We start from the raw sequence: 15,333 nt of genomic DNA on the forward strand, positions 1-15,333 counted from the left end.
GTGTTTATTCTTGAGTCGAGTGTGATTCAAGAATAAACACTATCCATCCTATAATCTGAATTCAACTATTCCAATATATAGTACGATCACAAATTTTATTGATTAAAGAGTGATCATGACTAATAACAACAAGTCCAATATGACGTTCCTTCACGATATGAAGAACAGCATGCCATATTTGCGCTTGCGTAATCGAATCCAGCATCGTTGTCATTTCATCGGCTATTAGAACTTGAGTCAGTGGATTCAACGCTCTAGCGATGCAAATACGCTGTAATTCTCCACCAGACAATTCACCTGGCCAACGCAGCAGCCACTCTTCCTTTATGCCAAGCGTTTGGAGGAAAGCAAGCTCAGGTGTCCAGCTTTCGGTCAATGTGGTTATCAACTTTAAACGCGGATTTACAGCACGCTCTGGATGCTGGAATACCATTTGCACGGGATTATATAAACCTCTTTCGGCCTTATTCCCACCATCAATCAACACTTTTCCCTCATGAGGCTTATAATACCCTGCTAAAATACGACCGAGCGTTGTCTTCCCGCTTCCACTGGGCCCGATAAGTCCAACTACTTCACCARCATTAACCGTAATATTGAAGTTTCTGAACAACCAAGGATCATTATCGTAACGCCAGCCTAAATCTTTGCCTTCAAGAAGCATGAATACACCTCACAGACCCACCCCGAACAGAAACCATTGCCGGACGATCAATTGTACATTCTGTTGTAGCTGAATGGCAGCGATCCGCAAAAGCACACCCAGTTGACGATGAGGTCATCGATGGTTGACTGCCTGGATATATTTCGAAACCGTTTTGAGGCAGCGCACGCCATAATGCCTGACTATAGGGATGTCTGAGAGACGCTCCCCTGCCCTGAAAATCAGTTACAGGAGCTATCTCAACACAAGTGCCCGCGTAAAATACAGCCACCTTATCTGCAATTCTAACCGCAGCCTCAATATCATGTGTGATGAGCAGTACCGAGCAGCCAGCCTCAGCCAACTCTTTGAATCGGATCAGCGCTTCTGATACATCATCCGGATGCAGTCCAGGTGTAGGCTCATCCGCAATAATTAACTTTGTACCGCCCAATGTGGCCGTCGAAACTAAAACCTTGCGAGCCATCCCGCCAGATAGCTGAAAAGGAAAGAAACGCTCTACATGCTCGGCTATCCGATATCGTTTAAATAAGTTCCGCTGCTCAACCAGCTGTTCTTTATCACTTTTGCTACTAGAAGAAGACCTCACTTGAGCTCCTACACGGATCAAAGGATCGAGATAGTTGACCGATTGAGGAACAAGAGCTATTTCTTTGCCTCGGAGCTGAGCCTGCCTAGCAGCATCCAGCTTCTCGCCTCGATAGCGAAGTTGGCCCGCAATGACAGCATTGCTCGGCAGTATACCCATAATCGCATGAGCCAACAAGCTTTTTCCAGAGCCGCTTGCACCGACGATCGCTACAATTTCACCTTCCGCTATTGAAAGATCAAGATCTTCTATAATCTGAACATGATGTTGACGCAGACCGCTTCCGTATTGTTTAAAAGAGATTGATAATTTCTCTACTTCCAAGAGTGGCATCCCTTCACCCCTCCCTTCTTAGCCAAAGCCATAGATTTATCTATTGATGTGAACCCCGCGGGTCCATTAACAAGCGTACATATTCGCCCAGCCGATCGAATGATCGAACGGTTGCCAATAGCCCTAAACCCGGAAATACAGCAAGCCACCACATACCTGTCGATAGATAGCGCATCGATTCAGATAGAATAATACCTATTGCCGGCTGATGCGGAGACATCCCTAAGCCTAAAAATGTAATAGCTGCCTCGTGCAATATGGCATGCGGGAACATGAGAAGAAAGCCTACTAGTATTTGTGGCAGCAGATGCGGACTCAAATGTCGCGTTGCTACCCACCATCTGGATTTGCCTAAATGCTTGGAAATAAGAACATATTCCGATGACATGAGCTGCAAAGCTTCCGCTCTCAATACACGGGCCAGACTCGGCCAATGCGTAAGCATGATCCCGATCACGACTCCCCTCAGTCCTCCTCCGCACACAAAGGCAATGAGAATCAACATGACCAAATGTGGCACGCTTAAAAACAAATCGATCAACCAGGAGATGATGCGATCAACGGTTTTCCCCATAGTGGCAGCCATCAAGCCCATTGCTGTTGCAATCAACACACTACTTGCCGCTCCTAGTAAGCCAACCTGTATGCTTAAGGAAAGACCCTTTATCGTACGAGCAAACATATCTCTACCTAGCCAATCGGTTCCAAATAGATGAGCCCATGACGGTGCTAAGTTGCGAAGGTTCAACTGGGTATGCAGGCCATCTGAACCAAGAAGCTTTCTACCCACGATAACAGCTATTAGCAAACAAGCTGCWAATAGTGCTGAAAGAAGCGCTCTCCGCCTATGGTTCCACACCTTCCAGGGTCTAGTACCGGACGAATGCTCCACCATCTTCATCCGTTCATCCCCTTTGGCAGCCGCATTCGAGGATCGATCCATTTATACAATAAATCCGCCAATGCATTGCCGGTAAAAACGAAGAGCGTGCTGCACAATACAAGACCCATAAGTAGAGGTACGTCCCCTCGAAGACCCGACTCTACTGTAGCTTGTCCAAGGCCTGGATAAGAGAATACCTGCTCAGCGAGCACTGCACCTCCGAACAACTCTCCGAATGAAGCAAATTGAAGCGTAATAGCGGGCAGCGCAATATTGCGCAATCCATGCCTGCGAAGCAGGCCGAATCCCTTCTCGCCTCTTGCTCTTGCAAACAAGATATAATCGCTCGCCATCACATCGATTAGCTTCTGCCTGGTATGAAGGGCGATCGGCGCAATCCCGACTATGCTTAATGTCATTGCTGGAAGCGCCATATGACGAATATAGTCAAGCAGAGTAACACTTTCAGAGAGTACGCCGGCAGGACTTCCAAGTCCAATTGGGAACCATCCCAGCCATACCGCGAATACCATCATAAGTAATAGCCCTACCCAGAAGGTGGGTGTGGAAGCGAGCGTATAGCAGTACCATTTAATTAAACGGTCTACCCATGAATCTTTTCTCATCGCTGCGATTACACCGGCAGTAAAACCAATGATGCCCGACAGCAGCCAGGCTGCTGCCATAAGCACGATTGAATGCAGAAATCGTCCAGCAATTACTTCCGTTACCGGTTCACGATAAATCATTGACGTTCCCATATCACCGTGAAGCAAGGCAGTCGCCCATTTTGCAAAGCGTTCAACGGGAGGTCGATCTAGTCCCCAATAAGCCGTAATTTCCTGACGCTGCTCTGGACCAACGCGCATGACGTCTGCACCGATATACGCTTGAATCGGATCAACGGGCGACATGCTTATTAAAACAAACGTTACGACACTGACCGCAGCTAATAGTACAGCCAAACGGACGGCTTTCCTTCCAATGAATGTACTTACTTCGCGAATCATTGCCTCTTACTCACTCCATCTCCAAGCTTGTATATTATCGGTTAACGGCCAACCGTGAGCATGCGGCTGTATCCGCTGTTTGCCTATATCTAATCCATCCTTCACAAGATACAAGTGATCGATGTTCACGAKCCATGCCCAAGGTGCATCACCCTTTGCACTAAGCCCTGTTTCACCGTCCCACTGTGCCTTTTGCCAAAATGGTATAGCCTCATCTTCACTTCGCGCATGTAAGGCTTTCTCCATCCACTGATCCACAGCTTCGTTGCTATAATAGCCCGTATTATAAAAATCGACTCCGCGATAATTACTGCTAAAGATATTATACATTTCAAGAGGATCATGACTGCCAAAGCCTAACAAGACTGCATTGGAATACATAAGCTTCTCAATTTCATCCCAGCTTTTTCCCTCAACGTTGATCTTAATTCCGATCTCTTGAACCATATCCGCAGCCGCGAGTGCCAGAGATTGACGTGTCACGTCACCTGATGGATACAGGAGAGTGAGTTCTGCTTTGATAGAACCCTTCTCTACAATTCCATCCTTATTACTATCCATCCAGCCGTTATCGGCTAATATTTGCTCAGCAGCTTTCTTGTCTCCATCTTTCATTACCGTCTTATCGTTCCACCAAGGAAGTCCATCATTGGCAGAATACGCGGGGGAACCGTGCCCATCCAATATCCCTTCAACTAACGCTTGTCGTTCGATCACAGTATTAATCGCTTTGCGTATAGCTATATCAGCCGTAACATCGTTTCCGATCGGATAACCCTTATCCGTTTTCTCGCCAGAAGGCATATAAGGGAATACAATACCACGATTATCTACCGACTTCACCGCTTCGGTCCGCATACCCGATACCGTTTGCTTACTGAAGGTCGATGGTATATAAGCCACATCTACCTCTCCTGTTTTTGCAGCTGCAAAAGCAGCATCCTCATTTAGAAAGAGAAAGGTCAGTTTTTTGAAAAAAGGCTTATCACCATAGTAGTCCTGATTCACTTCTACGATTAATTGTTGTCCCCGATCCCATTGAACGAATTTGTATGGACCTGACCCAACAGGGTTCGCTGCATAATCACTGCCATATGCATGTTTAGGAATAATACCGGTAGTAATAAGTAGATAAACAAAGGTAGACTGCGGCTCATGAAGTGTAAAGATTACTTCCTCTTGTCCAGCGTTAATACTGGATAAGTTTGATAAATCGATTACCGAACCACTTTGGGCAGCTGTTTCGAAAGTAAATTTCACATCCTCCGCCGTTAGCGGCTTGCCATCCGAAAACTTAGCATCATTTCTAATCTTTACCGTCCATTGCTTGCCGTCCTCGCTTACCTCATAGCTTGTCGCTAAGTCATTAACAATACGTAAATCATCGTCACGCTTCAACAGCGTGCTTTGGAACAGCGGCGAGCCATATCTGCCCCATCCAGTAGTCGGATCAAAACCCGTATCCGGCTCAGAGCCTAGCGCTACAATTAGCTCATCCTTCATTGTTTTTTTCAATGCTTGACCGTTTTTTTTCTCAGCCGCGGCACAGCTTGTCATGATAAGGGTCAAGACAAGTGTTAAAATGAGAATCCCCGATTTTTTCTTCATAGCTAATCAGTTCCCCTATCTCCGTTTTCATTCCTGTTTTAAAATAGCCCGAAACGACAAAGCTCCTTCATGCTTAGGTTCCAATGATAAAGCTCTATTCACATACTCCAAAGCAGTCGCTTCCTCGCCTGTCTCATAATGACAAATTGCAAGACTGTAAAGCACTTCCGTATCCGTTTCATAGTCTTGGATGGAACGCTCGAAGTATTGCATGGCATCCTCAAACAAATCCAGCTGAAACAATAGCATTCCACAGCCTAGAGCCAAATCTTGCGATTCCTCCATCGGATAAAAGCCCGTCCACATCCGATGTATACCATTGCGAATATCTTCTATTTCCTCATCGCTGCTTGTTGGTATCAGCAGCGTGATACGCTTAAGGCTTTGAGCAAATAGCTGCGAATCATATCCGCCTAGCCGCCAAAAGGAAAGGATCTGCTCTAGCTCCAATTGATCCAGATGCTTGTCAAACCACACCTTTATACTGAAGAAATCATCTGGACCAAAACGTTCTACAAAACGTCTATAGGCTAAGCGGGTATTCGCATAGCTTTTCGGGCTGCTAAGCATGAGAATACAACCCACATTCAAGTTTTTGTAATGATGGGTAGTAAATAAGGCCTCTGCACCTTTCTGCTCAAAAACATGTTGAATCGCATGGTAGTTTGCCGTCAAGGAGAAGCTGCCATGATGAACCAGCTTTGGTGGCTCTGCAAATTCCCAGTTTTCAATCCGGTGATCGCCTTTGTCTGCAGTGAGCAGCAGAAAGCCCTCTTCTGATAACTGACCAAGTCGCTCTAAACAGGACAGACCTATTTCTGGGAATAGAATATGTGAGTCTTCAAGCTTCTCCTTATAGAGTTCTATGACGCTGCGATAGGGGTAAGATTCCTGTTCATATTCAGCTGCTCTACGGTAATGGTACTCCGTATTGACCTTCCCCAGCAGCTCTGATACGCAAAGGCCGGCAGCATCATCTGGAAACGCCATGGATACTTTACATTCGTACATCTTGCTCTCATCTACATAAAGCAGCTCTTGCGGAATACTGTCAAAAAAGTAATTCGCGATAATGAGCAGTGGCTGCCTAAGATCCCCTGATCGAACTGTAATACCTGATTGCGTCAGACGCAGCTCGGTATCCTTAACAGCATCAAATACAGCAAAATCTAGCACGCCCTGCTCTACAAAAGGCAAAAGGCTGCGATGCTGCTGCCAGTAAGCGATATTTTTGACTGGCAAATCACTCATTACATAACGAAATGGAGGCAGCTGAAGTCCCGCATACTCCATTAGCTCGCCTAGCTCCTTTAGCACATGAAAAGCTAATCGGCCTGAGCCCGCTCCGAGTTCTATAATGGTAACAGGTTCTGATATATGGCCTAGTCTGGCTCTATCCTGGAGAAACCCAAATATCATTTCCGCATAAGCAGCAGCTATCATCGGATTGCTTGTTATATATTGAGGAACTTCATCACTCTGCCATGCTTTTATTCCCTGCTCCTCGAAATATGACCGCTGCAGCTCCCATATAGGAGATTCACTGAAGCGATAAATCATTTGATCATTTGTTGTCATTTAAGTTAAACCTACTTTGCATGAATTTCGTCCAACGTGCTTTGTCCCTTTATTATAATGAACTTCCCCCTTGTATCATAGTACTTCATGGCCTTAACATGGTTTTGCATGACTTATGTGATATAATTTTTGGTGTACTACTAAAATAGAGATAGCGCAGGTGGCTAACATGATTGAGGTAAAAACTTCCGAACTAAGCGACGGAGAGTTAAATAGAGGGGTATTTGCTACTCGTGATATATCAAAAGGTGATCTGATCCATGAAGCACCTGTTATTCCTTACCCGAAAGAAGAGCATGTTCACATTGAAAAAACAATACTTGGAGATTATGTATTTGCTTATGGCGAACATCACTCGGCTATCCTTTTAGGATATGGCATGTTGTTTAACCATTCCTACGAGCCAAATGCCTTTTATGATCTTAACTTTGATAATCATACCGTTGATTTCTTTGCCTATACAGACATTAAAGCTGGGGACGAGCTGTTGATTAACTATAACGGAGAAGTCGATTGCGAAGATCCATTGTGGTTTAACGAAGATAAAGATACAGATGTAGAAACAGTTACAGATAAAGAATAGTACATGCGCGCAAAGCCGTGACAGTCAAGGACGAGAGTCGTTGAACTGCCACGGCTTTTTTTAACTCAAAATATTCATAGATAATATTTGTGCTTTAGTTTCCTCTGTACCCAAATGGTAAATAAGATTATAGATCTCTTTTAGAGAATAATCATAACCATCATTTTCACTATCGTGATGGTAGGGGATTGCTGGAATATGTGCTCGGAAGTACGTTGCGGTATCAAAATCCTCCAACTCATCAAATAATACTTTTAGTTTCTGAGCTTCTTCAGGCGTTGCATCCATTTCCAGCTCATAAGCCGCTTCACCTTGGTTTTCCAAAATTGATTTGGCATGCACCGAAATATAATATCTTCTTTTTTCCACCTCTATATCCTCCCCATATGTATCATTATTTTAGAAAACCCCAAATAATTGCCCCAACGATAACAACCAAAGGAAACAGTAAATAAACAATAAAAACTGGATTTGCTATCCATGGGTGTTTTACGAAAGTAGCACTCGCTCCTTTATCCAGCTCTTGATGCTGTTGTTTCCGGATAATAATGATGGAAATGATCCCTCCGAACACAAAAATCGCAGCTCCGATTATCATTAATACACTCATCTTGCATGACCCTCTCCCTTAAGAATGTTATTTTATTGTTTCATCAACACCGCTTGTTTATGCATATTTCGGCAAAAAGGCAGCCTTCGAGTGGCCGCCTAATTCCCCTTATTTTTCTCTACTTATCCTTTTGGCTTTAAAACAAGTGATGCCAAGAAGGAGAAGATGATGGCGGCAGAAATACCTGCACTGGTCACTTTAAAAATACCTGTAATGATTCCGATTCCGCCGTCCTTCTTCAATTCCTCCAGAGCACCGTGAACGAGTGCATTACCAAAACTCGTTATTGGTACAGATGCGCCTGCACCTGCAAATTTAATGAACGGTTCGTAAATCCCCACTCCATCTGCTACTGCTCCTAAAACAACAAGCAAAACCATTGTATGTGCAGGATCTAGCTTGAATACATCAAAGCAAATTTGCCCGAACACACAAATCAAACCGCCAATCAGAAATGCCCATAGAAATATCATGCTTCTTTCCCTCCGCTTTCAATCGAAACCGCATGCGCGATACAGGGAATACTTTCTCCTTGCTGGAAAGTCAGCGGAGATAATAACGCCCCTGTGGCCACTACTAAAATCCGGTTCAATTCGTGATTACGTACTTTTTTCATCAAATGACCATAAGTAACGACAGCCGAGCAGCCGCAGCCGCTCGCACCTGACTGAACCATTTGCTCATCATAGTTGTAAATCATCATGCCGCAATCCTTATATTCCGTCTGCTGCATGGGGATTTTATGTTTTTTGAATAAATCGCAAGCTATTTCATAGCCAATTTTGGATAGATCACCCGTTACGATTAGATCGTAATAGCCGGGTTCAATTTTTAAATCACGAAAATGAGCTTCGATTGTATCGACTGCGGCAGGCGCCATTGCTGCGCCCATATTGAAAGGATCAGTAAGACCCATATCAACAACTCGTCCGATTGTTGCTGAAGTCACATAAGGACCATTGCCTTTTCGTGAAACGACGCTGGCCCCCGCTCCCGTTACTGTATATTGCGCGGTAGGAGGTTTCTGAGAACCGTACTCCGTCGGGTAGCGGAACTGTTTCTCTACAGAAGCGTTGTGGCTGGAAGCACTGGAAAGTACAAATTTGGCTGAACCCGAATTGACTAGATTGGCGGCCACAGCTAAGCTTTCCATTGAAGTGGAGCATGCTCCAAACATCCCTATATAGGGGATAGACAACGTTCTTGCGGCGAAGCTTGTACTGATGATTTGATTCATCAAATCACCGCCGAGATAGAAGTTGATGTGTTCTTTGGTTAGCCCGGCATTTTCAATTGCCAGCTTAGTTGCTTCCTCTAGTAGGACTCTTTCTGATTTCTCCCAGCTATCCTGTCCCATCCTTAAGTCGCCATGAATAATGTTAAAATCATTAGCTAACGGACCTTGTCCCTCAAATGGACCAACCACGGTTGCTTCCCCAAGAATGGTTGGACGATTTTCAAATATCCAACTTTGGTGTCCCTTCAACATACCTGTTAACCTCCTACTGCAGCAGGATTGAATATCCAATGCAGAATTCCAACTATAAATGCTGCGACGGTTCCAAAAACAATAACAGGTCCGGCTATTTTAAACATTTGACCGCCAACTCCAAGAACAAGTCCTTCACTTCGATGCTCTAGTGCTGCAGATGCCATTGAATTGGCGAATCCGGTAACTGGAACAGCAGAGCCTGCCCCTGCCCATTGTGCGAATTTGTCATAAACACCCAGGCTGGTAAGAATAACAGAAATGATAATCAATACAGCAACTGTTGGATCGCTTGCTTTCTTCTCACTAAAACCTGCCCAATGAACAAACATTTCTTGAATACCTTGACCAAGTAAGCAGATGGCTCCCCCAGCTATAAAGGCTTTTATACAGTTTGTGAAAACGGATCGGGAAGGTTCTCTTTTCTTCGCGAGCTCCTGATATTCTTGCTGAACAGGCGTGAATTTCTTCTTCTTATTTGCCATTGCTATTTTCCTCCCTTAACGGTGTAAGATTGGTTTCATTTCATTAATAACATTTTGCATATGGTTCGCACACTGCTCGTACATTTCTTTTGCTTGCTTATTTTTAGTCGTTAATCCGAACAGCTCTAAGTCTGCTTCACATTTTTTTAATGTGGTATATAACGTTGCTTTCTTTTGCGGCGCTGGTACGACTAATTGATCATCAAATAAATCTACATATAGCTGCTTGTATGAATCGACTTGGCCATAATACACATTTTCTACGGCGACACCGATCTTTTCCAACTCGACATTTAACCACGCACGGTTTAGTCCAATGGTCGCGAGCGGCTCATCCATGATCTTCCCATCCAAAATAACGGCTTGTGGCTCTTGCTCAGGAGCAACTTTGATGCCCAAGTGGTTGGGTGTTAATGGTTGATTCACCCTAGTGAGCAGTACATCTACTCCACCGTTTGGTTCAATCACTGCGAATTCTACATCTGCTATCCTAAAAATACTTTTACTGCGCAACTGCTCCATTAGGTCTTCATTCGTTAAACGTTCCTTCTTTAAATTGTCTTCCAAAATCTTACCGTCTTTAATTAAAACCGTTGGCGTACCGTCAACGAAATCCCTAAACTTTTTGCTTTTTAATTGTAAAAGCTCAATACCTAATGAAACCCCGACCCATACAATTAATGAAATCACCCCTAAATACCAGGTAGAGTCTAATTCCAATGAAATATAAGCAGCTAAGCTACCGATTGTAATCCCGGTAATATACTCGAATAGCGATAGCTGAGATATCTGTCGTTTCCCCAATACCTTCGTCAATGCGAACAGGATGACTACAGAAACCAAAGTCCGCCAAATAACCTCAATCCATTCCGGCACAATAAGGTACCTCCTTCTAAAAATTCTCGATCAAATCCTCACATGGAGATTATGTGTCTAAATGGATTAGATAAACCGAATAATCGATTCCCTAAAAAGGGATGATCACGGTTTTTTGGATCATTTTTGAAGTCGCAATTGTTCCGTTCTTTATCGTTAATTAATTGGATTGGGAAGGGATGAAAACTAGATTTAGGGTGATGTATATTTGCCTTAGTCTGGAGTTAAATTATCATTCGTGGAATTCGTCAGGAGGTGAAATACATGACAGTAGCATCCCAAGTTAARACATGTGTCGCCTMATTAAAAGGTGCGCAAGCAAGTCTTGAGCAATTTGCATTGGAAACCGAGAACCAAGAAGCAAAAGACCTTTTTACAAACGCAGCGCAGCAAACCCAGCAAGTTCTGGATCAAGTTGAAAGCCGCGTTCAACAGTTGGAAAGTGAAGAACCTCAATATAAAGGCTTTTAATAGGAAACAGCCATGCATGAATCATGCATGGCTGTTCCTATTCATTATTGTTAACCTGGACGTTAAACGGAATTTGCTACGTCTAGTCTGACTCCTGCATCTTGACATGCCTGCTGCAAGCTTACATCTGGCAGTCGGTCAGTAACGATTCGCTGCACATCGGATAACGATGCGAACGAAATGAGTACCTTTGACCCGAATTTAGTGTGGTCCAGCACGATATTTGTCTCAGTCGCTTGGCGAATGGCAATCTGCTTAATTTCCGCTTCATAGATGTTCGAGTTGCTAAATCCATGTTCGATATTAACACCCGTTGCGCCTAGAAATACGCGATCAAATGCCATCCCCGACAAGCTTTGCGCCGAAATGGGTCCAACTAACGAATTGGTCGCTTCCAGCAGCATCCCACCGGTCATTAGCACCGGTATCTGTTTGCCTGACAACTCGACAGCGATGTTCAGCGCATTCGTCACTACCGTTATGTTCATTCCCGGCGTCAGGAACCTCGCTATCTGATACGTAGTCGTTCCGCCATCAATAAAGACAGACTCCCCAGCCCTAATAAGCGCTGCCGCATGGCGGCCAATCTTCGTCTTCTCTTCCGTGAGAATACCCGCCCTCTCTTGCAGAGCGATATCTTTCCCTACGAAAATAGCACCGCCGAACGTTCGTTTAATCGCCCCGGTCTCTTCCAATTTCTCTAGATCACGACGTATCGTCATCTCTGTTACCTGATACGTTTCTTTCAATACGGCTAAGCGCAGCTCTCCCTCTTGGGAGAAATGCTCCAGCATTTGCTGCTGTCTTGCGTTTAGTCCAACGTAACTATTATTTTTCATTTCAATATGGCCTCCCGAAAATGGTCTTGCTCGGTGTGCCTTTATTATCTCTGTCTATCAAGTTATGTTCAACTCTAGCCTGTAACTTTCTCTCAAAGGCTACTTATCCTCGACAATGACAGGCATTCTTTCAACCGCAGGGTCTGTAAATATATCGTACTCATCTCGGCTAGTACTGGAGAATTCCGATACGATCGCACCTTCCTGACCTCCCTGAAACCAATGCTTCGTTCCAGGTGGGATCGTATATTGCTGCCCCGGATGTAGGATGATTTCATGAAAAACAGTATAATAAGGCTCGCTTCCAGCAGGAATGATAGCCTGAATGTCTGGCGTTCGCTCTCCTTCGACATACAGTAAAACGCGGCCAAAGCGGCAACGAAAGGTTTCCATTTTACCGGGATCCTCGTTTACATGGGGATGTAGATGCTCAGGGCATGTTTGCCTCGGAAATAAAACAAGATCTTTGGCGCAGTAGCGATCCGTATTCACATACGTAATCAGCTCAAGGCCTTGCAAGGCTAGATTGCCTAGACCGAAGCCTGCCACTTCGATGTTCTCTTGTTCCTCGGCGGTCAGAACGATGCCCGCGCTGGCAAATAGTTTAACAGTACGAGTCTGTGCCTGCTTTACTTCGCTTCGCAGTATCGACATTTTGCTCCCCCCCCTTTCATTTCATGTTTCTTTCCCAAACTCCGCTCTCATTATAGGACCAGCCGGTCATCGACAACGTCACATCACGCTGCTTCCAGCCCGACTGAGCCCGCGTCTGAACATCATCCCAGCTAGGAATCCCACTAACAGCATCTGCTTGCTCCACATTGCAGGCTCCTACACCAACAGCTGCTAACAGCAGCTTCTCTACTGGTAGCCCCTTCGCCAATCCGGCAAGAAAACCGGCAATTGTGCAATCTCCTGCCCCTGTCGTACCGACAACTTCAACCTGATAACAAGGGGCAAGCAGCTCTTTGCCGGACCAAGCATCCAAGTCATGCGAATCTGGTCCGCACAAGCCCATATTTTGTAGTCGCTCCATGCTTGATGTAGTCCGTAAATAAAGACCGTGCTCACCTAGCTTTAATCCTACTAACGCCGCACCCATATCAAGCAATTCCTCAGATAGTGAGCTTAGCAGCGGTCCATTCGCAAAATTCAGAAGCTCTGTTGTACCGTGAAGCTCACAAAGCTCCTTGTACTTCTCGGGCCGCAGCATATATAAAATTTCTTCGAAGCTCGGAAGAAACACATCAACGAAAGGCAGTACACGCTTCAGAATAGCTATCCAATCTGCTCTTCCCGCAGGAGAATCTGGGTCCGGCCGCGCCAAATCTAGTGATAAGGTCAGGCCTTGTTCCTTGACAGCTGATAATAGACGTTCCAGCTCTTCCCCTTGATTCTCATACATTCTGCGCATGAGCGGTGGATAGCCAAAATGGAATAGCTTCGCACCGTTTAAGGATTCGCTCGAAACGTCATCAGCCGTAAATGTATCGTTCGCTCCTGTGCAATGCAGGAAAATCCGATCGACCCCCGGCGGACTGATCACTATGGTATAAGAGCTATGCTCATTCGGAGCTATGATCATACCGTCAGATACTCCATAACCTCTTAAGGTGGTCACTATGGCGTCGCCGAACAGATCGTCCCCTACCTTGCCCATCAGCTTTACCGGAAATCCAAGCCGATGAAGGGCAATCCCTGTATTAGAGACAGCACCTCCTGTGGACAGATGCGCCGGTCCGATGTCTACCAGCTTGCCGGGAGCAAGCAACTCTCCAATACCTTGGCTTTGCTTGCCGCCATATATGACAGGTATGACATCGAGGCAAATATGTCCGGCTACCACGATCTCGGGAGATGCGGTATCGGGCTTATCAATCACGCCAAGGACCCCCAATCGACAGTGATCGTTCCACCAGTACGCTGCGATTCTAATGCCGCAGTGAATAACCGATGACTGCCAGCCGCTTCTTCTGGTAAAGCGCAAGTAAATGGCTGACTCATTCCTTCAGTCCCGTGAACAATCTCATCACAGAAGGCTGCCCACATCTGCAAAATCGAATCGGAGAAGCCAAATTCGAAGAAGCCGCCTGTAATCGTTCCATACGCCGATTTATAAGGCGCATCAACAACATGCCATGCTTGCTGCCCGCCTGATGTATAAGGAAGCGATGTAACCTGCTTCGGATTTTTCGTTGTGAACTCCGCTGAGAACGCCGTTCCCTGAATACGAATAAACCATGTATTCGCATGCCCTGGCGCTATTCGCTTCGTGGATAAAATCATTGGAAATTGCTGATCCTCCGTTTTCACATCGCATGCAAGAATAGCATTGTCCCATGTTTCGCAAGGTGCAGATCCACCTTTGCCATCAGGGCGCTCGTCGACGATCTTGGATAACAGCGCACGCACACTTGCAGGCTTCCAACCAAAACGAAGCGGCAGGTGGAGCACATGAAGCCCAAGGTCGCCCATGCAGCCATATTCGCCATTCATAGCAATTCGACGCTTCCAATTGATCGGCTTATTCGGGTCCAGATCACTGGAGTGCCAGAAGCCAGCCTCAACCTCGATGATCTTTCCAAATTTACCTTCGTTCACCCACTGTACAATTTGCAGTGCTCCAGGGAAGAATGGAAATTCAGATGAGCTGCGTACGACTACTTGAGGATTGTCTTGAATCGCCGCCGCGATATTGTCATTCGCCTTTTTATCAATACCGAAAGGCTTTTCACCAAGCAAATGCTTGCCTGCCCGAATGATATCGATATAGATCTGCTCGTGCAGGTTATGAGGAACCGCACAGTAGATTGCTTCTACCGATGGGTCTGCAAGTAACTCTTTATAGTCGGTGTATGCATGCTTCACGCTTGGGATATTTTCTTGAAACCACTGTGTCGCTGCTGGATTGGCATCACAAACTGCAACGATTTGCGGTTCGAAATCTACTCCTGTCAAATGACACCAGCGAGCTGCCGCGCTAGCAAATTCCTTGCCCATCAGTCCACAGCCGATAACACCGAAAGAAACCACTTGTCTTGTCATTAGTTTTGATCTCCCTTCAGCACAGCAAGCGCCTGCTCAGCTGTCGCTCCCTCATGTACAATGCTCATGAGAGCAGAAGTCATTCCCGCTGGATTTGGATGCTGAATCACGTTACGACCATATACGATACCAGAAGCACCCTGATTCATAAGCTCCACCGTACGGTTCACGATTTCCTCATCACTTGCACGTCCGCCGCCTCGTACCAAGACTGGTATACCGGAAGCAACCTCGATCACTCTATGGTACTCGGTCACGTCATCACTAGGA

At 45.5% G+C, this 15,333-nt stretch carries 18 protein-coding genes and 1 pseudogene; 2 read left to right on the top strand and 17 right to left on the bottom strand.

The window, feature by feature from the left end; all coding sequences use genetic code 11:
* Positions 1–61: 61 nt before the first annotated feature.
* The 6 genes from AC1DWN_RS15115 to AC1DWN_RS15140 are packed head-to-tail and all read right to left on the bottom strand — an operon-like array spanning position 62 to position 6,665.
* Positions 62–664 carry an ABC transporter ATP-binding protein gene (locus tag AC1DWN_RS15115; protein WP_477559728.1) on the bottom strand — a complete coding sequence of 201 codons (603 nt, stop codon included), beginning with the start codon at positions 662–664 and terminating at the stop codon, positions 62–64.
* Positions 654–1,586 carry an oligopeptide/dipeptide ABC transporter ATP-binding protein gene (locus AC1DWN_RS15120; protein WP_477559729.1) on the bottom strand — a complete coding sequence of 311 codons (933 nt, stop codon included), beginning with the start codon at positions 1,584–1,586 and terminating at the stop codon, positions 654–656. Before AC1DWN_RS15120 ends, AC1DWN_RS15115 begins: the two co-directional genes overlap by 11 nt.
* A 40-nt stretch (positions 1,587–1,626) precedes the next feature.
* Positions 1,627–2,487: an ABC transporter permease gene (locus AC1DWN_RS15125; RefSeq protein WP_477559730.1), complete on the bottom strand. Its 861-nt coding sequence runs from the start codon at positions 2,485–2,487 to the stop codon at positions 1,627–1,629.
* Positions 2,484–3,479 carry an ABC transporter permease gene (locus AC1DWN_RS15130; protein ID WP_477559731.1) on the bottom strand — a complete coding sequence of 332 codons (996 nt, stop codon included), beginning with the start codon at positions 3,477–3,479 and terminating at the stop codon, positions 2,484–2,486. Before AC1DWN_RS15130 ends, AC1DWN_RS15125 begins: the two co-directional genes overlap by 4 nt.
* 6 nt (positions 3,480–3,485) lie before the next feature.
* On the bottom strand, positions 3,486–5,087 hold the full coding sequence (locus AC1DWN_RS15135) for an ABC transporter substrate-binding protein (protein ID WP_477559732.1): 1,602 nt from the start codon (positions 5,085–5,087) through the stop codon (positions 3,486–3,488).
* A gap of 27 nt (positions 5,088–5,114) precedes the next feature.
* A complete protein-coding gene (locus AC1DWN_RS15140) occupies positions 5,115–6,665 on the bottom strand; it encodes a tetratricopeptide repeat protein (RefSeq protein WP_477559733.1) in 1,551 nt (516 codons plus the stop codon).
* Positions 6,666–6,834: 169 nt separating this feature from the next.
* On the opposite strand from AC1DWN_RS15140, the gene AC1DWN_RS15145 reads away from it, so the two are divergent.
* On the top strand, positions 6,835–7,248 hold the full coding sequence (locus tag AC1DWN_RS15145; protein ID WP_477559734.1) for an SET domain-containing protein: 414 nt from the start codon (positions 6,835–6,837) through the stop codon (positions 7,246–7,248).
* Positions 7,249–7,308: 60 nt separating this feature from the next.
* On the opposite strand, the gene AC1DWN_RS15150 is transcribed toward AC1DWN_RS15145, so the two are convergent.
* The 6 genes from AC1DWN_RS15150 to AC1DWN_RS15175 all read right to left on the bottom strand — a co-directional run bounded on the left by AC1DWN_RS15150 (position 7,309) and on the right by AC1DWN_RS15175 (position 10,708).
* The gene (locus tag AC1DWN_RS15150) at positions 7,309–7,617 is read right to left on the bottom strand and encodes a hypothetical protein (protein WP_477559735.1); all 309 of its coding nucleotides are present in this window, start codon (positions 7,615–7,617) and stop codon (positions 7,309–7,311) included.
* Positions 7,618–7,642: 25 nt separating this feature from the next.
* The gene (locus AC1DWN_RS15155) at positions 7,643–7,858 is read right to left on the bottom strand and encodes a hypothetical protein (protein WP_477559736.1); all 216 of its coding nucleotides are present in this window, start codon (positions 7,856–7,858) and stop codon (positions 7,643–7,645) included.
* Between the two features lie 122 nt (positions 7,859–7,980).
* Positions 7,981–8,331: a stage V sporulation protein AE gene (gene spoVAE, locus AC1DWN_RS15160; RefSeq protein WP_477559737.1), complete on the bottom strand. Its 351-nt coding sequence runs from the start codon at positions 8,329–8,331 to the stop codon at positions 7,981–7,983.
* Positions 8,328–9,347 carry a stage V sporulation protein AD gene (gene spoVAD / locus AC1DWN_RS15165; RefSeq protein ID WP_477559738.1) on the bottom strand — a complete coding sequence of 340 codons (1,020 nt, stop codon included), beginning with the start codon at positions 9,345–9,347 and terminating at the stop codon, positions 8,328–8,330. Before spoVAD ends, spoVAE begins: the two co-directional genes overlap by 4 nt.
* Before the next feature lie 5 nt (positions 9,348–9,352).
* Positions 9,353–9,832, bottom strand: a complete 480-nt coding sequence (gene spoVAC / locus AC1DWN_RS15170; protein ID WP_477559739.1) for a stage V sporulation protein AC — start codon at positions 9,830–9,832, stop codon at positions 9,353–9,355.
* Between the two features lie 15 nt (positions 9,833–9,847).
* Entirely contained in the window at positions 9,848–10,708 is an 861-nt protein-coding gene (locus AC1DWN_RS15175; RefSeq protein WP_477559740.1) for a DUF421 domain-containing protein, read from the bottom strand.
* Between the two features lie 264 nt (positions 10,709–10,972).
* Here AC1DWN_RS15175 and AC1DWN_RS15180 point away from each other — a divergent pair, with 264 nt between their 5' ends.
* Positions 10,973–11,179, top strand: coding sequence for a DUF1657 domain-containing protein (locus tag AC1DWN_RS15180; protein ID WP_477559741.1), 207 nt, complete (start codon positions 10,973–10,975; stop codon positions 11,177–11,179).
* A gap of 62 nt (positions 11,180–11,241) precedes the next feature.
* On the opposite strand, the gene AC1DWN_RS15185 is transcribed toward AC1DWN_RS15180, so the two are convergent.
* The 5 genes and pseudogenes from AC1DWN_RS15185 to AC1DWN_RS15205 all read right to left on the bottom strand — a co-directional run.
* Positions 11,242–12,018 (bottom strand): DeoR/GlpR family DNA-binding transcription regulator, encoded by a 777-nt coding sequence (locus AC1DWN_RS15185; protein ID WP_477559742.1) that lies wholly within the window; start codon positions 12,016–12,018, stop codon positions 11,242–11,244.
* A 99-nt stretch (positions 12,019–12,117) separates the two neighbouring features.
* Positions 12,118–12,672 carry a D-lyxose/D-mannose family sugar isomerase gene (locus AC1DWN_RS15190; protein WP_477559743.1) on the bottom strand — a complete coding sequence of 185 codons (555 nt, stop codon included), beginning with the start codon at positions 12,670–12,672 and terminating at the stop codon, positions 12,118–12,120.
* 16 nt (positions 12,673–12,688) lie between these two features.
* Complete coding sequence (locus AC1DWN_RS15195; protein ID WP_477559744.1) at positions 12,689–13,900, bottom strand: carbohydrate kinase family protein; 1,212 nt, start codon at positions 13,898–13,900, stop codon at positions 12,689–12,691.
* Positions 13,897–15,063, bottom strand: a complete 1,167-nt coding sequence (locus AC1DWN_RS15200) for a Gfo/Idh/MocA family protein (protein WP_477559745.1) — start codon at positions 15,061–15,063, stop codon at positions 13,897–13,899. Before AC1DWN_RS15200 ends, AC1DWN_RS15195 begins: the two co-directional genes overlap by 4 nt.
* Positions 15,063–15,333, bottom strand: a pseudogene (locus AC1DWN_RS15205) (aldolase); the annotation flags it as partial. The gene AC1DWN_RS15200 and the pseudogene AC1DWN_RS15205, both read right to left, overlap by 1 nt.

Source organism: Paenibacillus sp. P4_A7 (assembly GCF_056402455.1).